The following is a 22,351-nucleotide window of genomic DNA, read 5'->3' as shown; positions in this document are numbered from 1 at the left end:
CTCTCCCGGGTGAAGCGTCTTACGCGTCGCACCGTCGTCGCTCGTCGCGTCGGCGTCACTCGTCGCGGCGGACGTACACCGTCTTCTCCACCTCCGCGTGGACGGTCCCCTCGCTGTCGACGAGATCGACGTCGTACACGCGGTCGCACGACTCGCCGGGGTCGAGCGACTCGCGTATCTCCCGGATCTCGGCGTCCGGCACCTCGAACGTCGCGTACAGCGTCGAGCGCCCGGGCTTCCGGAAGCGTATCTCGGCGGCCCTGTCCCAGACGGTGAACCCGTCGCCGAGCCGGCGCTGCAACAGCACGACGTACACCGGATCGACCGCGCCGTACATGCTCCCGCCGAACAGCGTCCCCATGCCGTTTCGCGTGCGCCACGTCAGCGGGAGCTCCACCTCGGCCGCGGAGAAGTCCGGGGCCAACGAGGCGAGCGTCGCCCCGGTGGACCAGAACGACGGGTAGTACGAGAAGGCGAGACGGAACAGCCGCGCCCGGAGTCGGTCAAGCAGCGTCGGTGTCATACGGCGTCGTCGTCGGTCGCGGGGTTGAGTCTGTCCGTCGACGTGCGAAACGGGTATCCCCCGGCGGGCGCAAGCCGGCGGTGATGGACTGCGACAGGTGCGGCGCGGACGCTGTGATGCACGCCGCCTACTCCGGGGCACATCTCTGTGAGTCGCACTTCCTGGAGTCGGTCGAGCGACGCGTCCGCCGGCGCGTGCGCGAGGACGACCTCCTCCCCGACGACGCGACGCCCGACGATCCCGATCGCTGGGTGATCGGCCTCTCTGGCGGGAAAGACAGCGTCGTGCTCGCGACGATCCTCGACGAGACGTTCGCCGAGGACCCCCGAGTCGAGATGGTCGCGCTCTCGATCCACGAGGGGATCGAGGGCTACCGCGACGAGTCGCTCGACGCCTGCGAGGCGCTGACCGCCGACCTCGACATGCGCCACGAGGTGGTGAGCTACGAGGAGGAGCTCGGCGTCCGCATGGACGACGTGGTCGAGGACGACCCCGAGAACATGGCCGCCTGTGCCTACTGCGGCGTGTTCCGGCGCGACCTGTTGGAGACGTACGCCGAGGACCTGGGTGCCGACAAACTCCTCACGGGCCACAACCTCGACGACGAGGCCCAGACCGCCCTGATGAACTTCCTCGAGGGCGACGCCGCGCAGATGGCCAAGCACTTCGACGCCTCGCTGGGGCCGTTCCCCGAGCGACGCGAGAGCGATCACTTCGTCCCCCGGGCGAAGCCGCTGCGCGAGGTGCCCGAGAAGGAGGTCGCGCTGTACTGCCACCTGCGGGATCTGCCCTCGCACGTGGCCGAGTGCCCCCACGCGAGCGAGGCGTACCGCGGGGAGATTCAGGAGCTGCTGCTCGAACTTGAGGAGCGGCACCCCGGCGTGAGACACTCGATCATGGCCGGGTACGAGGAGGTGTCGGGCGTGCTGGCCGACGAGTACCGCGGCGACGACGCGACCGACGACGGCGACGCGTCCGACGACGGGGATACGGTCGACGACGGCGGTCCGGACCTGTCGCCGTGTGAGAACTGCGGGTCGAAGACCGCACGCGACGTGTGTCGCAAGTGCGAACTCGTCGCGTCGATCGAGGCCGCGTAAACGCGCTTCTCGGGGAGTCAGCGCACGTAAACGCCGACCTCCGTCGCGACGCTGTGGGCGCGAGAAATCGAGAGAACCGTACCGCGCCGTACCGGGGGGCGCGGGGACCGCGTCGACGCCGGGTCCGCGAGGAGCGACCGGCCCTCAGCGGATGACGTCGAGGCCGTTGTTCCGCTCGTTGCGGGAGTCGCGGCCGCCGTCGGACTGCCAGGCCGCCTCCTGGTTCCCACCGTTTCCGCCGTTTGCGGCGGCCTCGGCGTTCGACTTCGCGTCGAAGTCGAGTTCGGACGCCTGGCCGCCCTCGATGCTCTGGCGCGACTTGTCGGCCTGCTTCTGCGTGCTCGGACCGAGCACCTGCGCGCTCTGGACGCCGGTCATGATCGCCATGACGCGGACCTTCCCCTTGTACTCCTCCTGGATGCGCGCGCCCCAGATCACGTTCGCGCTCGCCTCGAGGCGCTCGGTGATGTTGTCGGCGATTCCCTCGGCCTCCTTCAGCGTGAGGTCGGGACCGCCGGTGATGTGGACCAGCCCGCCGGACGCGCCGCGGTAGTCCACGTCGAGCAGGGGGTGGTTCATCGCGTCGTTGACCACCTCCTGGGTCTTGTTCTTGTCCTGGGTCTCGCCGACGAGCATCACAGCGACGCCGCCCTGGTTCATGATCGTGGACATGTCCGCGTAGTCCAGATTGATCAGGGACGGCTGGGTGATGGTCTCGGAGATCCCTTTCACCGTCTCGGCGATGATCTGGTCCATCACCGAGAACGCCTTGCCGATCGGGAGGTTCGGGACGTAATCGAGCAGGCGGTTGTTGTCCAGAACGATGATCGAGTCGGCCTCGTTGCGGAGCTCCTCGAGCCCCTCCTCGGCTTTGACGGTGCGGGCGCGCTCGACGTTGAACGGCGTCGACACCATGCCGACGACGATCGCGCCCTGCTCTTTGGCGATCTTCGAGACGACCGGGGCCGCGCCGGTGCCCGTTCCACCGCCCATGCCGGCGGTCACGAACACCAGGTCCGCGTCGCCGAGCACCTCCTTGATCGTTCCCTGGGCCATCTCGGTGGCGCGCTCGCCCATCGAGGGGTCGCCGCCCGCGCCGAGCCCGTTGGTCAGGGACTTGCCGACGAGGATCTTCGTGTCGGCCTCGATCATCTTGAGGTGCTGCTTGTCGGTGTTGATCGCGACGGTCTCCGCGCCGTCGACGCCGATGTTGTACAGTCGGTTGATGGTGTTGTTGCCGGCACCACCCGCGCCGACGATGACGATCCGGGGCTCCCCGAACTCGTCGTCGTCGCCGCCGGCGTCCATGCTCCGCTGCTCCGCCTCCGCGTTCGCGAGGGCGTCCTGGACGATGTCCTGCATGTTACACCTTCGCCCAGCTGCGCTTACTGCGCTCGCCGCGCGTCCGCTCACCGGAGGCGTCAGCCTGCTCGTTGAGCATGTCGCGGACGGCGGAGCGAATCGCCTCGCTGCGATTCGGGAACTCCCCCGTCTCGACCATCTGTTCGACCTCCTCGATCTGCTGTTTCGGGATTCGTAGTGTCACACGCTCCATATTCTTGCATTCCCCCGGTAAGACGACAGACACGATCACACGTGTCCTCACGACCAGCGGCCGGAGTTTCCCCGCCCCGACCGACCGAGTCGTAAGACATGCCGTCTTACGCACCCCTACCAACATACCGATTATATATAAAGTTACCGGCGGTTGTATGACCGATACCGCCAAGTTGTCTTACATCCGGTGTCAGTCCCCGGCAAACCGGCGCGGCGTCTTACGGCGCGTCGAGCACGTCGGCAGTCGGCGTCCGTCGACCGCATCCCGGACAGAACCCCCAGTCGGAACGAACCTCGTCCCCGCACTCGCAGAACAGCCGCCGGGTCGCCTTCTCCCCGCAGTTCGGGCAGAAGACGTGGTCGTCGGACACGTCCTCTCCGCACTGCGCGCAGCTTCGTGAGTCCGCGTCCGACGCGGTTCCCGCGGCCGCCTCCGTCTCCCGGTCAGTCTCCGAACGCGATCCGTCGTTCGCCGTCGTCGCGGGCGCGTTCGGGGCTGTGGCTGTCGTTTCGTCTCCGTCTGCGGGTCCGTCGACTCCGGCCCCGACGCCGTCGACGTTCACGGTGAGGTCCACCGACGGAACGGTATCGGCGACGCGAGGGGTTCGGGAGGGACGCCCTCGGTCCGCGTAACCGCCGCGATCACCGCGCCGGGTCCCGAACTCCTCGTCGAGGCGCGCGGTCACCAGTTCGTCGACGCGGGCCGCTAACGCGTCGTCCAGCGGAGAGCGCTCCTCGGCGACACCGTCGGATCCCGAGCCGACCGCGTCCCGCCGCTCCGCGTCGTCGAGATACGCGCGGAGCGCCTCCCGCATGACCTCGCTCTTGGACGCCTCGAACTCGTCGAGGCGGTCCACGAGGTCCGAGTCCGCGCGGAAGGTGATCTTGCTCATCACCCTCCGTTTACGACACCGCCCATATTAATGTATCCCCGATGTCCGACGCGTGACTCACACCGACCGACCGAGGGCCGCCTCCCTCTTGCGGTCGCCCGCCCGCCGAGGCACGGCCGTCTTACACGGCATCGAGACGTGAACCGGAACCGCGCCCGGACGACACGTAGCACCAAAGATTAGAATAGTCTAATCTAGAGCTTTGTTCGATACAACTATATCCTTCGGGGATTCTTCTTCGAGTACGTATGACCGACGCACGTGACCCGACGGGTTCGCCGAGACCGACCAGACGCCGGTTCCTCGCGGGCGGGACGGCCCTGCTCGCGTCCGGATCTGCCGGGTGTCTCGGCGGTGCGGCCGGGAGCGGCCGCGGGGGAGACGCCGGATCGGGAACCGACGACGGAGCGGACGGACCGGTCGCTGTGGCGTCGTTCTTCAGCTTCTACGACTTCGCCAGGGAGATCGCCGACGACACGCCGATCACCGTTCGAAACCTCGTGCCGACCGGCCTGCACGGCCACGGCTGGGAGCCGAACGCGACCATCACCAGACAGATCGTCGACGCAGACGCGTTCATCCACGTCGGCGAGGACTTCCAGCCGTGGGCCGACCGCGCCATCCAGACGCTGAAGGACGACGACGTGGACACGCAGCTGATCAACGTCCGCGAGGGCGTCGATCTCGTTCCCCTCGCGGACACCCTCGACCGCGACGAGGAGGGCGTCGGCGAGGGCCGTGGGCGGGACCCGCACTTCTGGCTCGATCCCCGGCGGGCGAAGGTCGCGGTCGACAACATCGTCGAGGGGCTGGTCGAACTCGCGCCCGCCCACGAGGACGCGCTCCGCGACAACGCGGCGTCGTACAAGGAGGTACTGGATCGCATCGACGCCGACTACGAGGCGATCTTCGACGCTGCCGAGCGCGACGTGGTTCAACTGGCCGCGCACAACGCCTTCCAGTACATCGCAGACCGCTACGGCGTCCAGATGCGACCGCTCGTCGTCAACCTCGCCGCAAGCGGCGACGTGAAGCCCTCGGACATCACCGAGGCCAAGCGCGTCATCGACGAGAACGACATCCGCTACATCGGGGCGGGCGTCTTCGAGACGCGCCGGCCCGCGAAACAGCTCATCGCCGAGACCGACGTGGAGGCGTACTACCCCGTGACGCCGTACGCGGGCGTGCGCGAGGACTGGGTCGAGAACGACTGGGGCTACGAGGAGATCGCGTACAACATCAACATGCCCACCTTCGAGGTCGTCCTCGGCAACACGCCCCCCGAGGAGGCCGGATACGACGGCTGGAACGACGAGTGGAGGAACTTCGAATGAGCCGCGCCGACGCGACGGCCGAGTCCACGAGCGCCGCCGACCCCGCGGACAACGGGGCGACCCGGTCGACCGACGACGACGTGATCTCCCTGTCGGACGTGACGTTCGGCTACACGGCGACGCCGGTCGTCGAGGACGTGAGCCTCGACATCGCCGCGGGCGAGTACGTCGCCGTCGTCGGCCCGAACGGCTCGGGGAAGTCGACGCTGATGAAGCTCATGCTCGGCCTGCTTCGCCCCGACGTGGGCGAGACGCGCCTGTTCGGCGAGCCGGCCCACCGCTTCGACGACGGCGAGCGCGTCGGGTACGTCTCCCAGCACGCCAGCGCGGCCAAGGAGATGCCGATCACCGTCCGCGAGGTGGTGAAGATGGGTCGGTTCCCCCACGTCGGCTTCGGCTTGCTGTCGGCCGAGGACTGGCGGATCGTCGACGAGGCGCTCGCGACAGTCGGGATGAGCGACTTCGCCGACCGCCGGATCACGAAGCTCTCGGGGGGACAGCGCCAGCGCGCCTTCATCGCCCGGGCGCTCGCGAGCGAGGCGGACCTGCTCGTGCTCGACGAGCCGACCGTCGGCGTCGACGCCGAGTCCGTCGAGGCGTTCTACGACCTCCTGGAGGCGCTCAACGACGACGGCATCACCGTGCTCCTCATCGAGCACGACCTCGGTGCCGTCGTCGACCACGCCGAGCGCGTGGTCTGCTTGAACCGCGAGGTGTACTTCGACGGCCCGACCGACGAGTTCGTCGAGAGCGACGCGCTCGCGCGGGCGTTCGGCACCGCCGTCGGCCTCGGCGGGGACGACCGATGACCGTGGCCGCCGGACTCTCGACCGGCGCGGTCTCCGCGCTCGCGACGCCGACCCTCCAGTCCGAGGGGAGCCCGCTCGATCCCGTGCTCGCGCCCATCTATACCCTCCTCGACCTGTGGTCGCTCCTGTTGGGCGCGCTCGGCGACGCCACGGGGATCGAGCTGCTCCAGTACGGATTCATGCACCGCGCGATCCTCGTCGGGCTCTGTATCGGCGTGATGGCACCGCTCATCGGCACCTTCCTCGTCCACCGCCAGCTGGCGCTCATCGGCGACGCGCTCGCCCACACCGCCTTCGCCGGCGTCGCCGTCGGCCTGTTCCTCAACGGCGTGTTCAGCGTCGGCGTCTCCCCGTACCTCACCGCCGTGGTCGTCGCGGTGATCGCCGCACTGCTGATCGAGGTGATCTCCGAGGTGACCGACGCGTACAACGACGTGTCGATGGCGATCGTGCTCTCGACCGGGTTCGCGCTCGGGACGGTGTTGATCAGCCTCAACGCCGGCGGGCTCGCCGTCGGCATCAACCAGTACCTCTTCGGGAACCTCTCGACGGTCTCCGCGGAGAACGCCGCGATCCTGCTGGTGCTGTTCGGGATCATCGTCGCCACGGTCGCGCTCACGCGCAACCAACTGCTGTACGTCACCTTCGACGAGACGGCGGCCGAGGTGTCGGGCATTCCAGTAGACTGGTACAACCGCGTGATGGTGATGCTCACCGCGCTGGTCGTCGTCGGCGCGATGCAGATCATGGGCGTCATCCTCGTCGCGGCGATGCTCGTCGTCCCCGTCGCGGGGGCCTCGCAGGTGTCGCGCAGCTTCACCGGGTCGCTGCTGATCTCCGTGGTGCTCGCCGAACTGGCGGTCCTGCTCGGCATCGGTCTCTCCTACTACGGCGAGGCGACCGCCGGGGGCGTCATCGTCCTCGTCGCCGTCGCGATCTACGTCGTCGCCGTCGCGGTCGGAAAGCTCCGTGAGGCTCGCGGCGACGACGACGCGCCCGAGGTGGGGAGCATCGAGGCCGGAGAGAAGGAAGCCGCCGTGAGTTCCGACTGACGGGCGTCCGTGCGTCGCCGACGCGATTTCGTATCGCGGTATTCCGTTTACTCTCGGAACCGACGGACGTGACTGCACCCCGAGCCGCTTCCCCTGGGCTTATCCCGCGAGCGGCGAAGGTGGCGCGTATGGCGACCAGACTCCCCGAATCGGAGTTCGACGCGCGGCTCGCGGAGGTTCGCGGGCGACTCGCGGACACCGGTGCCGACGCCGCGACGTTCTTCGACGCGACCAGTATCGAGTATCTCTCGGGCTTTCACCACATCCAGACCGAGCGCCCGGTCGTCCTCGCGGTCACGCAGGACGGCATGGAGATCACGGTCCCCCGCCTGGAGGTCGAGCGCGTCGAGCCGAACCCCCGGATCGACGCCGTCCACCCGTACTTCGACTACCCGCAGGGTACCCCCGTCGAGACGGCCGCCGAGATGCTGGCGGGCATGGGCGTCGAGTCGGTCGTCTCCGACGCCGACGGCGCGCCCGGCGTGATGGGGTACGAGGGCCCCGCGCTCTCGGAGTTCGTCGACGTGGAAGACCAGTCGTGGGTCGACCGCATGCGCTGGGAGAAGACCGACGCCGAGGTCGACCTCGTGCGCGAGTCGGCCAAGTGGGCGAACCTCGCACACCGCTACCTCGCCGACTACACCGAGGTCGGGGCCCACCCCGTGACGGTGAGCCAGAAGGCGACGACCGACGCCTCCCGCGCGATGCTCGACACGCTCGGCGATCGCTACGCCGTCCGGACCCGGGGGTCCGGCCCCGTACACGCCGGCTACATCTCCGGCGAAGAGACCGCCCTCCCGCACGGCCACACCCCCAACGAACGGCTCTCGGAGGGCGACGTGTTGATCACGGGCGCGTCCGCGAACGTCGACGGCTACCACTCGGAGCTGGAGCGCACGATGTTCGTCGGGGAGCCCAGCGACGAGCAGGTCCACTACTTCGAGTTGATGCTGGAGGCCCAGGACATCGCGATCGACGCGCTCGGCCCCGGCCAGTCCATCGCCGGCGTCGACGAAGCGGTCCGCGACTACTTCCTCGAGCAGGGGATCGAGGACACCGCCCAGCACCACGTCGGCCACAACATCGGCCTCGGGGGCCACGAGCCGCCGTACATCGACCGCGGCTGGGACGACTACGACCACGTCGACGAGGGCGACGCCGTCATGGCTCCGGGGCAGATCTACACCATCGAGCCCGGGATCTACACCGACGAGTACGGCTACCGCCACTCAGACACCATCGCGATCACCGAGAACGGGACCGAGTGGCTCACCTACTTCCCGCGGGACCTGGAGTCGAACATCGTCCGATAGCCTCGCGGGGGGATTTTCCGGAGCGTTTTCAACGCCGAAAGCGCGCCCCACGCTTTTCAGTCGGACGGTACACAGCGCCGCCCGGACGTGACACAGACATCGACTGCCGAGGCACGGTCGATCCTCGAGGACCGGCTCTCGAGCGCCGTGACCGTGGTGGTCGAAGTCGCCATAGCCAGCACAGTACTCGGGTGGACCGCGACGTGGCTCGCCATCGCGTCCGTGAACCTCCGGTACGGCGACTACGTCGCCGTCGCGGGAACGGTCGGGCTGATGGTGCTGCCCGCGCTCGCCTACGAGTACCGCAGACTGGAGTCGTACCTCCCGCTGCCGGAGCCGAGCGCGCCCGACGTGTCCGTCTCGAACCTGGTGTTGCCGAGCGCCGGATAGCGCTCCGGTCCGCCCCGGTCCGTATTTTTCGCGGTCGTCGCGTCGTCGGACGTCGGTCCAGAGCCGAGCGGCCGTCGGGTCGATAAATCGAATATCGCGATATTAAATGGCGGGAGTCGGTCCCCGATGCCCGTGGCCGGGCGGGAACGCGGGAGACGAGAGTTTGGACCCCGACGTGGACGCGCATCCGCGCGACGGCCGCTTCCGGGGCCTTGATGGCGACGCGCCGGCGACTCGCGCTCGTGTCCGCCACCTCGTTCGCGCTGTTCGACACGCTCGTCGAGGCCGACCTGCCGCCGGACCCGGCGGGGGCCGTCGGCGAGGAACTACGCGCCCGCGACGTCCCCGTGCCGGACGACTGGGCCGACGCCTACGACGAGACCCACGTCGACGCACCCGCGGGCGCTGAGGTGCCGCTGCCGGCGCACGTGAGCCGCGCGCTCGCCTCGCGCGGCGTCGACGCCCCCGGCAACGCCGCCCGCAGGGCCGTCGTCGCCGCCTTCGACCCCTCGGTCCGGACGCGTGCGGGGGCGGTCGAGGCCGTCGCGGCCGCCGGGGAGCGGGGTCCCGTCGGCGTGTTCGCGAACTGCGCGGTGCCGGAGCTGGTTGGACGCGTGCTCGTCCGTTCGGACCTCGCGCGCGACGACTTCGACGCCGTCGTCTCCAGCGTCGCCTGCGGGTGGCGAGCGCCCGACCCCCGCGCGTTCGAGCGCGTCGCCGACGCGCTCGGCGTCGACGCCGCGAGGCTGACGCACGTCGGCTCGGACCCCGAGGTCGGCGGCGGCGTGACCGCGTGCGGCGGTCGGTTCTTCGACGCCCGGCCGGGAGCGATCTCCGACCGACTGTCGGCGATCGAATGAGGTCGTGTCGATCCCGGAACCGATTTTATTACTCGACCCCTGGATCTCAACTATAATATTCTGATGCTAATTAATAACACGCGGGAAGGTGTTCGGCGTCTATGGACTCCACCGACGTCGACGACGCGGCGGCAGTCGAGATCGACAACAGGGAGATCGATACCGCCGTCGACGCCGACATCGAGACGGATATCGAGGCGGCGGACGGGGCGAACGCGGAGGCGATCGACGCCCTCTCGGGGCTCCGGGCCGCGTCCGAGCAGGTCGCGACCTCGACGACCGAGATCGCCGGGATGGCGGGCGAGCAGTCCGACGACATGCGGACCGTGAGCGACGAGATGACGAACCTCTCGGCGGCCGTCGAGGAGGTCGCCTCCTCGGCCGAGCAGGTCGCGCAGGCGGCTTCGGAGGCGGAGGCGGCCGCCGAGGAGGGCGAGGAATCGGCCGCCGAGGCCATGGAGGCGATCCGCTCGGTCGCCGACGCCGCCGAGTCGATGACCGACGGGATCGAGCGGATCGGTCGACGGATCGACGACATCGACGAGTTCGTCGACGTGATCGACGACATCGCCGAGCAGACGAACCTGCTGGCGCTCAACGCCAACATCGAGGCGGCGCGGGCGGGCGAGCACGGCGACGGCTTCGCCGTCGTCGCCGACGAGGTGAAGAGCCTCGCGGAGGACTCCCAGAAGGAGGCCGAGGCCGTCGAGGACACCGTCGACGAGATCAAATCAGAGATGTCGGAGGTTGTCTCGGAGATCGAGGGAAGCAACGAGCGGATCGACCGCGGCGTCTCGCGGACGGAGGAGGCGATGGACCACCTGAGCGAGATCTCCGACACGGTCTCGGAGGCCTCCGCGGGCGTGAGCGAGGTGGCCCGCGCGACCGACGAGCAGGCGGCCTCCGCCGAGGAGGTGTCTGCGATGGTGGACGGGGCCGCCGAGACCGCTGACGAGATCGCTGCGGAGGCCGACGAGATCGCCGCCGCGGTGGAAGAGCAGACCGACGAGATCGGCTCGGTCGTCGATTCGATGCGAACCTGAGGGGAGTCGCCGCGACGGACGGGCGTCCGGATCCCGACCCGCCTTCGCCGCCGCTCAGGCCCCGGTGACGAAGAACAGCAGCACCGAGATCGCCAGCGACGCGAGCACGACGGCGGCCGCGAGCGCGCCGCCCATCGACACGGCGGCGTTCGCGTGGCTCGCGAGCGACTCCGTGCGGTCGTTGCCGAAGACGGTCACCTCGGCGTGTTCGGTCGCCATCCCCGCCTCGACGGGTTCGACGTCGGCGGCGGCCCGCGTGACCGCGTCGACCACCACGTCCGTCAGCTCCCCGCGATCGATCGCCGCCCCGACCTGGTTGTCCGCCTCGACGGTGTTGACGATGTGCGTGTCGGTCGTCATCACCTCCGCCGCGTCGGCGTCGACCGCGCTCGCGACGGCGTCGACGAGGTGATCGCGCAGTCCGGGCTCCATGTTGTTGCCGTCGACGAGGACGTACGCCGTGGTCTGTGTGTCGTCGCCGTCGCCGGCGACGTCCACCTCGGTCACCATCGCACGGACCCCGAGCGGACCGATACCCTCCTCGGCGTCCCAGTCCGTGGGGTCCCAGTCGACCCCGACCGAAAGGCCTCCCCGGGGAGCGGTCGCGAGCCGTTCGCCGACGCGCCCCGCCGCCCGAATCATGTCGAACGAGCGGCTCGACCCCGGCGTCACGTGGCCAAGGTCCGGTCCCTCGAGGCCGTCGTTGGAGTTGTGCGCGTCGACGAGCAGCACGTCGTCGAGACCGGTCGTGCGCGCCTCGGCAGCCGTCGAGAGCCCGACGGCGTACTCCACGTCGTCGGCGAATCCGGGCGCGAACGTCGAGACGAGCAGCGCGTCGTCGCCGAACGCCTGGCCCAGGACGGACGCCTCGCCGGCGGTCTCGCGGACGCTCTCGGTCGCCGCCGAGGAGTACGAGAGCCGTCGGTGTGCGCGGTCGGCCGCCTCGAGAACGGGATCGATCTCCCGCTCGGTGACGAGGTTGAAGTCGTGGCCGGCGGTCGCGTGCGGCGGGAACGCGAGGCCGTCGGTCGCGGCGGCGACGCGGACCGGGAGGTTGCCGCCGCCGATCTCGCCCATCGGTCCGGGGTGGATCATCGGCAGGACCCAGCGCGCCTTCTCGTCGCCGTCGGCGGTGCGGATCGACAGCACAGTCACGGGGACGACGGCGTCCTCGCCGAGCTGTTCGAAGAAGTCCTCCAGCTCGCGGCTCCCCTCGGCGACGTGACCGATGAACCCCTGGAGGAAATCGAGCACCGACACGCCGAGGGTGTTCCGCCACGGTCGGTCGACCACGTAGAGGAAGATCCAGACCGCGACGGCGTACAGCGCGCAGGTGAGCCCGAGCACGAGGAAGTGATCCGGGCTGATCGCCGACAGCTCCGAGGGTGCCTCGTCGGGTCGGGCGAGATACGGCGTGAGGAACGTGTCGAGCAGGGGACCGCCGACCTCCAGCACGCGAAGCGTCCCGCTGTACACGAACAGCAGCACCGCCGCAGTAGCCGTCTGGATGCTGGCGGGCACCGCCGCGACCGGGAGCGACGACCGCGAGACCGCCATGATAACCAGCAGTCGAAGCGCGAACACCGACGCCAGCGCGACGACGAGCACGTCGAAGACGAACCGCTGGCCCAGCGGCGTGAGGTACGCCACGAGCGCGCCGACCGTGAGGAAGGCGACGATCAGGACCTCACACACAAGCGCGAGCAGCGACGAGCGGTTCGGGGTGAGCTTTCCGCCGACGAGACGGTCGACCCACGCCGTGGCGAGCCCGGCGACGACCGTCGGGATCCCGATGAAGAACACGCCCTCCCAGGCGTCGCGGCCGACGAACAACACGCCGCGCCACACCTGCGTCGTCTCCGGCCGCTCGAACGCCCCGACGCCCGCGACCGCCGCCAGCAGGAGCGCGAACGCGACCGACGTGTACCACGACGGCGCGCGGAAGATGAACCGCGAGAGGCCGGCGAGGTTGCTCTGGGTCGCAGTCATGCGCGTTGCCGGTGAGGAACGAGCCCGAGTAATAAAAAGCAGACGTACTCGTCTCGAGCGGTCACGGTGTGGTTCGCCATGCAGTCACGTCCGTCGTATCTCGGATTGAGCCGGATCGATTGAAAAACCGCACTACTGCGAGCAGAATCGGAGAGCTTCCGAAACGGTACCACTCGGAGAGGTACTACTCGCAGATCGCGACGAAGTTCTCGAAGACCTCCTGGCCGCGCTCCGTGTGGGACACCTCGGGGTGCCACTGGACGCCGTAGAGGTCGCGTTCGGCGTCGCTCATGGCCTCGACGCCGCAGACGTCGCTGTCGGCGGTGACGGCGAACCCCTCGGGCGGGTCGACCACCTCGTCGGCGTGGCTCGCCCACGTTCTGGTCTCGGGCGCGAGCGACCCGACGAGGGGATCTTCCTCGTCCGCGATCCGCACGTCGACGTCGGCGTAGCCGCCGTAGTCGCCCGACTCGACGCGGCCGCCGAGCTCCTCGGCGATGAGTTGGTGCCCGAGACAGATACCCAACACCGGCACGTCCAACTCGAGGTACTCGGCGCAGCGACCCACCCGGTCCATGCTCGGACCGCCCGAGAGGACGAGTCCGTCGGCGTCGATCTCGGCGGGGTCCGTGTCGTTGTCGAGGATCTCGGTGTCGACGCCCACGTCGCGAAGCGCCCGACCCTCCAGATGCGTGAACTGTCCGTGGTTGTCGATGACCACGATGCGCGGCTCGCTCATACGAGAGGTTGCGCGGACGTGGTGAAAAACCGCCCGCTTTTCGCGCGGGGATGCACGGACGTGCCTACGCCGTCGGCGATCGGCGCGAGACCGTCGACGATCGGCGCGGGTCGCCTCACTCCTCGCCGTATCGCTCCGCGGCCGTCGAGAAGCCGGCCTCGCCGAGTTCGTCGCCCCGGCGAGACTCGCGCTCCGCGACCGCCTCGGGGTCCGGGCTCGCGTCGTCGTCGATCCGCGCGAACGACCTGTGGACCTTCGTGTGACACCAGCGACACAGCCCGACCGTGATCTCGTGAGAGATACTCCGATCTCCGGTTCCGTCGTGTGGTTTCTCTGGATTCGTGTTCGATCTATCGATCGCGGTACTCCGGTCTTTCTCGGAAGATGACGCATCGCCGTACGAGAGGTGGTGTTCCTCGACCAGCGGGCGGCGCTCGTCGTGAGCGACGCGACGCTCGGTCAGACCGCAGCGGACGCACTCCTTGGCGTCGGTGGTCCAGCGGTAGTGCGGGCAGTCGCGCCAGTCGGTGTCCTCGTCGGCGACGACGCAGGCGTACCCCTCGCGGCGACGGTCGGCCGCGAACTCGGGGTCGTCGCCAGCGCGGTCGAGCGCGAAGCGACAGCGACCGTCGTCGGTGAGGTGGTCACACCGGCCGGCGACCTCGTACGGGTCGTCGACGCCCACCGGCGTCCCCTCCGGCGTCTCCTCCATACCGTCGTCCGGGGCGCGCTCGGTGAAAAATGCTCACTCCCGCGGGACGCTGATGTCCTGCATCTCGCCGCCGCAGGCCGGACACGTCCCGGGACTGTGCGCCGCCTCGATGCGGGTCGAGCACGCGCGGCACTCGAACACCCGCTCGGTGCCGGCGTGGTAGGGATCGGTGCGCATCGTTGTATGGTAACGTTGCACATGATATTAATTCCGTCGCCGGCGATCCCCGAACGGAGGCGTTCCCGGCCCGAGCGAACGACACGTCCTCGACGAACGGGTGCGACCTCGACGAACGGATACGTTCATGTCGCGGGCGCGAGCATCCATCGCCGTGCGCGTGATCCACCGACCCGCGTCGGTCGACCCCGAAGCGGGCGAGCCCACGAGTCCGCCGGAGCGCGTCCTCGCCGCCGACGCCGAGGTCGCCGACTCGGCGCTGTCGCAGGCGCGGGGGCTGATGTTCCGGCGGTCGATCCCCGACGACTACGCGCTCGTGTTCCCGTTCGACGAGGTCGACTCCCGGAGCCTCCACATGCTGTTCGTCCCGTTCGCGATCGATGCGGTCTGGCTCGTCGAGGGCGAGGTGACGCAGGTGAAGCGGCTTCGCCCGTGGATCGGTCTCGGGTGGGGGACCGCGGACGCCGTCGTCGAGCTCCCGGCGGGGGCGGCCGACGGCGTCGAGCCCGGGGACACCGTCGAGATCGAGGGGTAGCGGAGCGGCCGGCGGCGACGCGACCGGGGCAGAGCCGCAGACTAGACCGGTCCCGCGACGGAAGTGATCCGCTGCCTGCGACGAGAGCGACCCGCTACCTCCGACGAGAGCGACCCGCCGCCCGCGACGAGCACGGCCTCGGCGGATCCCCGGAGATATCGTTATACCGACAGGCCCCCTCACGCCGGTCATGCGGCGTCTCACCCTCGCGGCCGCGCTCCTGATCGGGAAGGGGTTCGACGCCGTCTCGACGGTCGTCGTGCTCCGGCTGTCGGACTCCGTCCGCGAGTCGGTGCCGCTGTCGCGGGCGCTGATGGCGCGGTTCGGCCCCGAACTCGGGATGGCAATCCTCACCGTCATCACGCTCGTCGTGGTCGCCCTGCTCGCGGAGTCGGGCGTCCTCATCGACCGCCTCGCCGGCGGGGACACGCCCGACCGGTACGTCCCGCGCCTGCGCGCGACCGTCTACCTCGGCTGCGCGGTCTGGTTCGCCCTGGTCGGCCTGTGGAACGTCTCGCTGTTAGTGTAGCGCCGACGCCGGAACCGCGCGTTCGAGGCCGCGTCGTCGACGCCCACCGCTACGTGTCGACGCCTCGACGCATCGGTCCCCGGCCGCGGCGCGCTCCGGAGGTATTTATCGCATGGGGTCCAAACGGTCGCCGTGAGCTACGTCGTCGAGGTGAAGCCGTCCGCGCGCAAGGCCAACGCCGCGGTCGGCCACGCCGTGTTATACGAGGGCGTCCGCCGGGAGTTCGGCGACCGCTCGGCGGCGGAGGCGTGGGCCGAGGGCCTCTCGACGGGTGCCGACCGACCCGTCTGGATCCACGCGGCCCACCCCGCCGACGACAGCGAGGTCGACGCGTACCTCGTCTCCCGCCAGCGCCAACTGCTGGATCTCGACGGCGCGTACGACAAGCGTCGCCGCCGGCTCCGCGGCGACGACGACGGCGAACCCGGAACGCTCGGCGCGTACACGGACGGCGGAACCTGAGCGCCGGGGACGGGTCGCGGTCGCGGGATCGATCGCGGTCGCGGACTCGGTCGTGTCTCACGGGACGAAATCGGACGACGCCCCGCTCACGACGATATGCGCCCACCGTGGAGATCCTGGCCGCTGCAGAGGCCCTGACCACCGCGGGGACCCTGGCCATCGTCGAAACAGCTCCGGGAACCGACCGACTCGGTGCACAACCGAGATGGGTTTAGGGGGCGGGCGACGGAACTACCGGGTACAATGGTCACGACAGGCGAGGCCGCACCGACGTTCACCGCGACGTACAGGGGCAGCGACCACGAGACGTTCGACCTCGCCGACCACCTCGGCGACGGGCCGGTCGTGCTCGCCTTCTTCCCAGGCGCGTTCACGCCGCCGTGCTCCAACGAGATGGTCGCCCTGCAGGAGCACCACGACGACTTCGCGGCCGCCGGCGCGACGCTGTTCGGCGTGAGCGCCGACTCGGCGTTCTCGCTGGAGGCGTTCGCCGACGAGTACGACCTCGAGTTCGACCTCGTCAGCGACATGGCCGGCGACGCCATCGAGGCGTACGGCCTCTCGATGGACATCCCCGAGTTGGGACTGTACGGCATCGCCAACCGCGCCGTGTTCGTCCTCGACGACGACGGGACGGTGACGTACGAGTGGGTCGCCGACGACCCCACGAACGAACCCGACTACGAGGAACTGCTGGCGGCCGTCGAGTCGCTCTGAGGTCGCCGTCGGCGTCGAGCCCTCGGAGTCTTCTCGGATTCGGATACTCCCGCTGATCAGACCACCGCCAGCGCCAGCCTCGCTGCGACGTACAGCGACGCCATCCAGAAGACGTCGCCGGCGGTCGTCATCGCGGGGCCGACGAGGTCGTCGCGCGCGGGCCGATGAGTCTCCGGTGGAGCGCGCCCGAGAGCCGTGACCCGGGCGACCCGTACGCGCTCGCGCGAATCGCGAGAAACGCCGGGACCGTGACGGGCAGGTCCCGCACCGCTCGCAGGTACGCGTCCGGTCGCTTACTCCCGCAGTTCGCCGACCGTCGCCGCGGCGGTCGGGGCGGGGCTGCTCGTGGATCCCACTCCTCCGGGAGATTTGATATCGCGATATGCGATATACGTCCGGTAGCGAGGCGCGAGCCCACCGGCTGCTCGCGGCGTTGCTCGCGTCAGAAGCGCCGAGGGAGGATTTGAACCTCGCCGAGACGGTCGCCTCGCTTCGCTCACGGCTCGCTTCACTCCCCGTTCGCATTCGCGGTCTCACTTCGTTCGACCGCGCTCCGCTCGGCGCTGCGTCTTCCGTGTTCAAATCTCTCCGGAAGCCGTCTGCGGCACGGCTCCTCACGGTTCGCTCCGCTCACCGTTCGTCGCGGTGTGCCGCCAGAAGCGCCGAGGGGGAGATTTGAACTCCCGAGTCCGAATGGACAGCAGATTTCGAATCTGCCGCCTTGGCCAGGCTAGGCTACCTCGGCTCACTTTCACGTCCGGCGGTGAGCCTGTAAACCGTTTCGGTTCGGTCGATCCCGTGTCACCGATCCCCAGACGGATCCCGAGGCTTATTCCCCTCGCGTTCGGCGATCAGCCATGGACGTTCCCGACGCGAGCGCGGCCTGTTCGGACGTGCTCGACACCCTCCGGTCGGCGATCATCGCCGAGGACGCCTTCTTCGAGGACATCCTCCTGGGACTGCTCTCGCGGGGCCACGTGCTCATCGAGGACGTGCCCGGGACGGGCAAGACGCTCACCGCCCGATCGATGGCGACGGCGCTGGGGCTGTCGTTCTCGCGCGTGCAGTTCACGCCCGACCTGCTTCCCTCGGACGTGACCGGCACGACCGTCTACGACGAGGGCACCGGCGAGTTCGAGTTCTCGGAGGGGCCGATCTTCGCGAACGTCGTCCTCGCCGACGAGATCAACCGCGCGCCGCCGAAGACGCAGGCCGCGCTGTTGGAGGCGATGGAGGAGGAGCAGGTGACCGTGGACGGCACCACCTACGAGCTGCCGGAGCCGTTCTTTCTCATCGCGACGCAAAATCCCGTCGAGCAGGCCGGCAACTTCCCGCTGCCGGAGGCGCAACTCGATCGCTTCTCCGTGAAGACCTCGATGGGCTACCCGGATCTGGCGGGCGAGATCGAACTGCTCCAGCGACGCGCGGGCCGCCTCGAACAGGACCCGAGCGTCGAGACGGTGCTCGACGAGGGCCGCGTCCGCGGGGCGCGCGAGGCCCCCGAGTCCGTCAGGGTCGAAGACGACCTGCTGGAGTACATGGCGGCCGTCGCGCGGGCAACCCGGCAGGACCGCCGCGTCGAGGTCGGCGTCTCCCCCCGCGGGACCCAGCGCCTGTTCGAGGCCGCCCGCGCGGCCGCGACGCTCGCGGGCCGGGAGTTCGTCACGCCGGACGACATCAAGCGCGTGGCGACGCCGACGCTCGCCCACCGGCTCGTGCTCACTCCCGACGCGAAGGTCGACGACGTGGCGAAGACCGACGTGCTCGCGGCCGTGCTCGACCGCGTCGAGGTGCCGACCGTCGGCGACGCCGAGCCCGAGGCCGCCGAGTAGCGCCGACACCCAGTTCTCCTCGGAGGGCGTCTCCCCCGCCCGATCACCGGACCGCGCTCACCAGCGCGACCGCGCCCACGAGCAGGAACACGAGCGCGACCACCGGCTGACCGCCGGCGGCGGCGACGTACACGCCGAACGCGACCGCCCCCGCGACCGCGCCGACCGCGATCGAGGCGGCCGCGTGGGTCGCGAGGTTCCGGGTCGCGTCCGTCTCCCGCCCGAGTTGCTCGCCGAGTCCGATCGCGTGCTCGCCGAGGTCCCACGTCAGCGCCGCCGACAGCCCGCCCACGAGCAGGGGGGCGGCCCCCGCGCCGGCGAGCCCGCCCGCGACGAAGACGCCGCCCGCGAGCGCGGCGCTTCCGGCTCCGAGCGTTCGCCGGGAGCCGACGAGCGTCCCGACGCCCGCGAGCAGGATCCCGGCGGCCGCGACCCCGGCGGCGGCCCCGGACGCCAGCCCCAGCGCCGCCGCGCCGACGGCCGCCGGCAGGGCCGCGAGCGCGACGCCCAGCCGCGGGGGCTTGCGGGTGACCGTCACCGCGACCACCGCGCGGCGGCGCGCTCCAGCTCCGTCGCCAGCGGCTCCTCGCCCCAGTCGATCACCCGCAGCCCCGACGATCGGAGCCGCGAGACGCGGTTCGACCGCTCGACGCCCGCGAGCCGGTGACCGGGCGTGTCGTCGGCCGTCGGGTCCGGCGAGATGACCGTCACCGCGTGCCCGTAGGCGTCGAGCCGGCGGGCGACCGTGACGGCGTAGTCGTCGGCCAGCGGCGTGCAGAACAGCACCTGCGCGTCCGCCGGGAGCCACCGCCGAAAGCGCCGCACCCACGTCGTCGGGAGGAACCGCTCGTCGTCGGGCGTCGGCGCGAGCGCGGGATGGGTCGCGAGCAGCTCCCGGGCGCGGGCGGCGTGCCCGTCGCCGATGCCGGGATCGAGGAAGCAGTCCCCGGGCCCGGAGGCGGCGATCCCGACGCGGTCGCCGCTGGCGAGCAGCGCCGGCACAGCCTGCGTCGCCGCCTCGACGCTCCGCTCGACGGCGTTGGCCGCGTCCTCGTCGGGCGCGAGGTACGCCTCCTCGCGGGCGTCGATGCAGACGACGACCGTCGCCGCGCGCTCCTCGCGGAACTCCAGCGTCGACAGCTCGCCCGTCCGGGCGTATCGCGCCCAGTTCACCCGCTTGGCCGGGTCGCCGTGCCGGTACTCGCGAGTGGAGTGGAACTCCAGCCCCGACCCGCCCACGTCGGTCGGGACCCGCCCGGAGAGGACGGTCGTCAGTCCGCGCAGGGGAAGCGACGACGACGCCTCCAGTTCGGGGGTGCACCGCAGGGTCGTCTCCCCCTCGGCGACGAGCCGGGCGTCGCGCTCGCGCGACCCGCTCGGGTTGCGCGCCAGCACGTGCACCGGGTCGAACTCGTGGGCCCCGCGAACCGCCGTCACGTCGTACCGCAGCGTCGCCGTCCGGCCGGGCCGGAGCGCCGTCCCCAACCGTGCGGGCCCGTCGCTCGCCAGCGCCGCCGGGAGGCCGTCGACCAGCCTGAGGTCCGGGAGCACCCCGTCGCCGTCGTTGCGGACGCGAAGCGTCACGGTCACCTCGTCGCCAGGGTCGGGGGTCGGATCCGACAGCGACCGCTCCAGCGTCACGTCGGGGTCGGGTGCGGCGTCACCGCGGGCGTAGGCGGCGAAGGCGACGCCGACGGCCCCCGCGAGCACGAGCGGCGGGTGTCGGAGCAGGACGCCCAGTCCGACGGGGACGAGCGCGAGCGCGGCCACCCCCGTCCACCGCCCGGTGGGGACGACCCCCCGCGGGCGGATCCGGTCGAATTCGGCCACGTTGCGGCCGTTAGTCTCCGTCGGGGCCGAACGCGAGTCGCTCACCGCCGCACCCCCGCGAGCGCGTCGCCGACGGCGTCGATCCGGCGGCGACCCGCCCGGGCGACCGACTCGGCGACCCGTCGCGCCGACCGGCGGGTCTCGGGGAACGCGGCGTCCGCACCGGCGGCATCGACCGCGTCAGCGTCGTCGCCGGCGGCCCCGTCGCGTGCGGCCGCCAGCGCGTCGACGGTCCGGTCGACGGCGAACCGGAACTCCGTGTCGGCCCCGAACAGGCTCCGCACGCGCACGGCGCGCGGCGGCGGCACGTCCTCGCCCAGATACCAGGCGGCGACGGCGTCGTCGGTCCAGGTGCCGTCGTCGAGTGCGACCTCGACCGCGTCGCCGTCGCCGTCCTCGTCGCCGTCGGCGTAGTCCCCCCGCGCTCGGAGCGTCCCCGCGGCCGCCCGGCGGAGTCGCTGACGGAACTGTCGGCGGCGCTTGATGCTCGCCCGGTCGCGACCGCTCCCGTACACGAGGTCGTCGGCGTCGTCGCCCGGGACGGGAACGACGTACCGCTCCTCCGGGTCGCCCGTCTCGATCGCCCGGCGGTCGGCCGTGCGCGCCTCGTTCGCGTACCGCAGCCCCTGTACCAGCGCGAGCACGCCAGCGGCGGTGACGAACACGTACGTCAGGTCGAACGCCGCCGCGAGCCCGCGCTGGAGGACGACGACGAAGCCGAACGTCACCGCCGCGACGCCGAGAATCGCCGAGCGCCTCACCGCGGATCACCCGGATCGGTCGGGTCGTCGCCGTCGCGGTCGCCGTTGCGGTCGCTGTCGCGGGGCCGATCACCGTGCCCGTCGTGGTCGCCGTCGCGTGGGCGGTCGCTGTCGATGGCGTCGCCCGCGCTGTCACCGTCGGCGTACGTCCCCTCGATCCGGCGGAGCGCGTCGACGGCCTCGCGCTCTCGCTCGGGCGTCGCGGGCTCGCCGCCGTAGCGTACGGCCTCGAACGCCTCTGTGAGCGCGGCCACGTCGCGCCGGTCCATCCCGGCGTCGACGGCGGCGTCGGCGAACTCCGCCGGCGTCGTCGACCGGGGACTGTCGACGGCGAGCGCGCCCGTCATCTCGCGCCAGGCGCGGTACACCTCGTTCTCCAGGTCGGCGTCGCCCTCCAGCCTGTCGGCGGCCGCGCCGGCCGCGCGCCCGACCTCGGCGCGGCGCTCGGGCGCGGGCGGGTCGGGCGCGGACTCCGCGAGCTCGTCGTCGTCGTCGCCGGTGGAGACGAACAGCAGGAGGACGCTGCCCGCGATGGCGACGAGGAGCAACAGGCCGACGGCGAACGTCGGCGCGGACACCGCCTCGCCGTCGGCGTTCGAGCCGGCCGAGCCCGCGCCGTCGGGCAGGACCGAGGCGTTGGCCGCGACCGATTCGCCGAACCCGAGGGCCGCCTCCGCAGGCGACGCGCCACACGAGACGAGCGCGAGGTACAACACCCCGAACGGGAACAGCGCCGAGACGACGAACAGCCCGCTGAGCACCCACGAGCCGGTGGTTCGGTACATTCCGCCCATGAACGCGACGACGCCGAGCAGCAGGACCGCCTGGACGATCGGCTCGGTCAGGAACTGGACGCAGACGCTGAGCTGGAGGCTCGCGGATCCGGTGGCCGAGTCGCCGCCCAGGTCGACCGGGCCGTCCTCGCCGTCGCCGACGCCGGACTGGTCGCTCGCCCCGCCGGAACCGAATCCGCCGCTTGCAGTGGTCGTCGCCGAGTCCAGCGTCGCGGCCGCCGCGCCGAGCGCGAGCACCGCGAGGAGGGCCAGGACCGCGGTGGCGACCGTTCGTCGCTCCACGATGTGAGTCGCTAACGGGGCTGCGGATTCAAAGGTTACGGGGGAGTCGGGAGACGCCGCGGGGACCGTGTCAGTACCTGCCGGGGTGCCCTCGCCGACCGCGACCGCGTCGGCGACG

Annotated in this window: 25 protein-coding genes and 1 tRNA gene; 13 read left to right on the top strand and 13 right to left on the bottom strand. The window is 70.5% G+C overall.

The genetic code is table 11. The features are described from left to right. Positions 1-55 precede the first annotated feature (55 nt). A complete protein-coding gene (locus Hbl1158_RS03750; RefSeq protein ID WP_234298729.1) occupies positions 56-523 on the bottom strand; it encodes a DUF4442 domain-containing protein in 468 nt (155 codons plus the stop codon). A gap of 83 nt (positions 524-606) precedes the next feature. Here Hbl1158_RS03750 and Hbl1158_RS03745 point away from each other — a divergent pair, with 83 nt between their 5' ends. Beyond that, entirely contained in the window at positions 607-1,623 is a 1,017-nt protein-coding gene (locus tag Hbl1158_RS03745; protein ID WP_234298728.1) for a TIGR00269 family protein, read from the top strand. Between the two features lie 144 nt (positions 1,624-1,767). Here Hbl1158_RS03745 and ftsZ read toward each other — a convergent pair whose 3' ends face one another. From ftsZ to Hbl1158_RS03730, 3 genes are all read right to left on the bottom strand, one after another. After that, a complete protein-coding gene (ftsZ, locus tag Hbl1158_RS03740) occupies positions 1,768-2,985 on the bottom strand; it encodes a cell division protein FtsZ (protein ID WP_234298727.1) in 1,218 nt (405 codons plus the stop codon). A gap of 1 nt (position 2,986) precedes the next feature. Beyond that, a complete protein-coding gene (locus Hbl1158_RS03735; protein WP_234298726.1) occupies positions 2,987-3,178 on the bottom strand; it encodes a ribbon-helix-helix domain-containing protein in 192 nt (63 codons plus the stop codon). A 220-nt stretch (positions 3,179-3,398) separates the two neighbouring features. Continuing rightward, the gene (locus Hbl1158_RS03730; RefSeq protein ID WP_234298725.1) at positions 3,399-4,073 is read right to left on the bottom strand and encodes a zinc ribbon domain-containing protein; all 675 of its coding nucleotides are present in this window, start codon (positions 4,071-4,073) and stop codon (positions 3,399-3,401) included. 248 nt (positions 4,074-4,321) lie between these two features. Here Hbl1158_RS03730 and Hbl1158_RS03725 point away from each other — a divergent pair, with 248 nt between their 5' ends. From Hbl1158_RS03725 to Hbl1158_RS03695, 7 genes are all read left to right on the top strand, one after another. Continuing rightward, entirely contained in the window at positions 4,322-5,407 is a 1,086-nt protein-coding gene (locus Hbl1158_RS03725; RefSeq protein WP_234298724.1) for a metal ABC transporter substrate-binding protein, read from the top strand. After that, the gene (locus tag Hbl1158_RS03720; RefSeq protein WP_234298723.1) at positions 5,404-6,216 is read left to right on the top strand and encodes a metal ABC transporter ATP-binding protein; all 813 of its coding nucleotides are present in this window, start codon (positions 5,404-5,406) and stop codon (positions 6,214-6,216) included. The genes Hbl1158_RS03725 and Hbl1158_RS03720 overlap by 4 nt, the downstream gene beginning before the upstream one ends. Then, positions 6,213-7,268, top strand: coding sequence for a metal ABC transporter permease (locus Hbl1158_RS03715; protein WP_234298722.1), 1,056 nt, complete (start codon positions 6,213-6,215; stop codon positions 7,266-7,268). Before Hbl1158_RS03720 ends, Hbl1158_RS03715 begins: the two co-directional genes overlap by 4 nt. A gap of 128 nt (positions 7,269-7,396) precedes the next feature. Next, positions 7,397-8,581 (top strand): Xaa-Pro peptidase family protein, encoded by a 1,185-nt coding sequence (locus tag Hbl1158_RS03710; protein WP_234298721.1) that lies wholly within the window; start codon positions 7,397-7,399, stop codon positions 8,579-8,581. An 87-nt stretch (positions 8,582-8,668) separates the two neighbouring features. Next, on the top strand, positions 8,669-8,971 hold the full coding sequence (locus Hbl1158_RS03705) for a hypothetical protein (protein ID WP_234298720.1): 303 nt from the start codon (positions 8,669-8,671) through the stop codon (positions 8,969-8,971). Positions 8,972-9,186: 215 nt separating this feature from the next. Further along, complete coding sequence (locus Hbl1158_RS03700; protein ID WP_234298719.1) at positions 9,187-9,831, top strand: HAD family hydrolase; 645 nt, start codon at positions 9,187-9,189, stop codon at positions 9,829-9,831. Positions 9,832-9,932: 101 nt separating this feature from the next. Next, positions 9,933-10,874: a methyl-accepting chemotaxis protein gene (locus Hbl1158_RS03695; RefSeq protein WP_234298718.1), complete on the top strand. Its 942-nt coding sequence runs from the start codon at positions 9,933-9,935 to the stop codon at positions 10,872-10,874. 54 nt (positions 10,875-10,928) lie between these two features. Here Hbl1158_RS03695 and Hbl1158_RS03690 read toward each other — a convergent pair whose 3' ends face one another. The 4 genes from Hbl1158_RS03690 to Hbl1158_RS03675 form a co-directional block, all read right to left on the bottom strand. Then, positions 10,929-12,863 (bottom strand): DUF2070 family protein, encoded by a 1,935-nt coding sequence (locus Hbl1158_RS03690; RefSeq protein WP_234298717.1) that lies wholly within the window; start codon positions 12,861-12,863, stop codon positions 10,929-10,931. Positions 12,864-13,047: 184 nt separating this feature from the next. Next, positions 13,048-13,602, bottom strand: a complete 555-nt coding sequence (locus Hbl1158_RS03685) for a GMP synthase subunit A (protein WP_234298716.1) — start codon at positions 13,600-13,602, stop codon at positions 13,048-13,050. Between the two features lie 115 nt (positions 13,603-13,717). Next, positions 13,718-14,314, bottom strand: a complete 597-nt coding sequence (locus Hbl1158_RS03680; protein WP_234298715.1) for a hypothetical protein — start codon at positions 14,312-14,314, stop codon at positions 13,718-13,720. A gap of 33 nt (positions 14,315-14,347) precedes the next feature. Continuing rightward, complete coding sequence (locus Hbl1158_RS03675; protein ID WP_234298714.1) at positions 14,348-14,491, bottom strand: rubrerythrin-like domain-containing protein; 144 nt, start codon at positions 14,489-14,491, stop codon at positions 14,348-14,350. 154 nt (positions 14,492-14,645) lie between these two features. Between Hbl1158_RS03675 and Hbl1158_RS03670 the strand changes: the two genes are divergently transcribed. The 4 genes from Hbl1158_RS03670 (at position 14,646) to Hbl1158_RS03655 (ending at position 16,734) form a co-directional block, all read left to right on the top strand. Then, a complete protein-coding gene (locus Hbl1158_RS03670) occupies positions 14,646-15,026 on the top strand; it encodes a DUF192 domain-containing protein (RefSeq protein WP_234298713.1) in 381 nt (126 codons plus the stop codon). A 190-nt stretch (positions 15,027-15,216) separates the two neighbouring features. Then, entirely contained in the window at positions 15,217-15,555 is a 339-nt protein-coding gene (locus Hbl1158_RS03665; RefSeq protein WP_234298712.1) for a hypothetical protein, read from the top strand. A gap of 132 nt (positions 15,556-15,687) precedes the next feature. Further along, positions 15,688-16,017, top strand: a complete 330-nt coding sequence (locus Hbl1158_RS03660) for a hypothetical protein (RefSeq protein WP_234298711.1) — start codon at positions 15,688-15,690, stop codon at positions 16,015-16,017. 243 nt (positions 16,018-16,260) lie between these two features. Beyond that, the gene (locus Hbl1158_RS03655) at positions 16,261-16,734 is read left to right on the top strand and encodes a redoxin domain-containing protein (RefSeq protein ID WP_234298710.1); all 474 of its coding nucleotides are present in this window, start codon (positions 16,261-16,263) and stop codon (positions 16,732-16,734) included. Positions 16,735-17,394: 660 nt separating this feature from the next. On the opposite strand, the gene Hbl1158_RS03650 is transcribed toward Hbl1158_RS03655, so the two are convergent. Beyond that, a tRNA-Ser gene (locus Hbl1158_RS03650) sits at positions 17,395-17,479 on the bottom strand. A gap of 112 nt (positions 17,480-17,591) precedes the next feature. Here Hbl1158_RS03650 and Hbl1158_RS03645 point away from each other — a divergent pair. After that, positions 17,592-18,566 carry an AAA family ATPase gene (locus Hbl1158_RS03645; RefSeq protein ID WP_234298709.1) on the top strand — a complete coding sequence of 325 codons (975 nt, stop codon included), beginning with the start codon at positions 17,592-17,594 and terminating at the stop codon, positions 18,564-18,566. Between the two features lie 43 nt (positions 18,567-18,609). Here the strand turns inward: Hbl1158_RS03645 and Hbl1158_RS03640 are convergent, their stop codons facing one another. Genes Hbl1158_RS03640 through Hbl1158_RS03625 form a run of 4 tightly spaced genes read right to left on the bottom strand, consistent with a single transcriptional unit; the run spans position 18,610 to position 22,233 of the window. Then, positions 18,610-19,113 (bottom strand): hypothetical protein, encoded by a 504-nt coding sequence (locus Hbl1158_RS03640; protein WP_234298708.1) that lies wholly within the window; start codon positions 19,111-19,113, stop codon positions 18,610-18,612. Then, a complete protein-coding gene (locus tag Hbl1158_RS03635; RefSeq protein ID WP_234299463.1) occupies positions 19,101-20,396 on the bottom strand; it encodes a DUF58 domain-containing protein in 1,296 nt (431 codons plus the stop codon). The genes Hbl1158_RS03640 and Hbl1158_RS03635 overlap by 13 nt, the downstream gene beginning before the upstream one ends. Positions 20,397-20,437: 41 nt before the next feature. Further along, positions 20,438-21,157 (bottom strand): hypothetical protein, encoded by a 720-nt coding sequence (locus tag Hbl1158_RS03630; protein WP_234298707.1) that lies wholly within the window; start codon positions 21,155-21,157, stop codon positions 20,438-20,440. Beyond that, positions 21,154-22,233 carry a DUF4129 domain-containing protein gene (locus tag Hbl1158_RS03625; protein ID WP_234298706.1) on the bottom strand — a complete coding sequence of 360 codons (1,080 nt, stop codon included), beginning with the start codon at positions 22,231-22,233 and terminating at the stop codon, positions 21,154-21,156. Before Hbl1158_RS03625 ends, Hbl1158_RS03630 begins: the two co-directional genes overlap by 4 nt. Positions 22,234-22,351 lie beyond the last annotated feature (118 nt).

It is taken from the genome of Halobaculum sp. CBA1158 (genome assembly GCF_021431925.1).
Taxonomy (GTDB): domain Archaea; phylum Halobacteriota; class Halobacteria; order Halobacteriales; family Haloferacaceae; genus Halobaculum.
The sequence above is the reverse complement of the archived record's forward strand: the minus strand, read 5'-3'. Positions and strand labels throughout refer to the sequence as shown.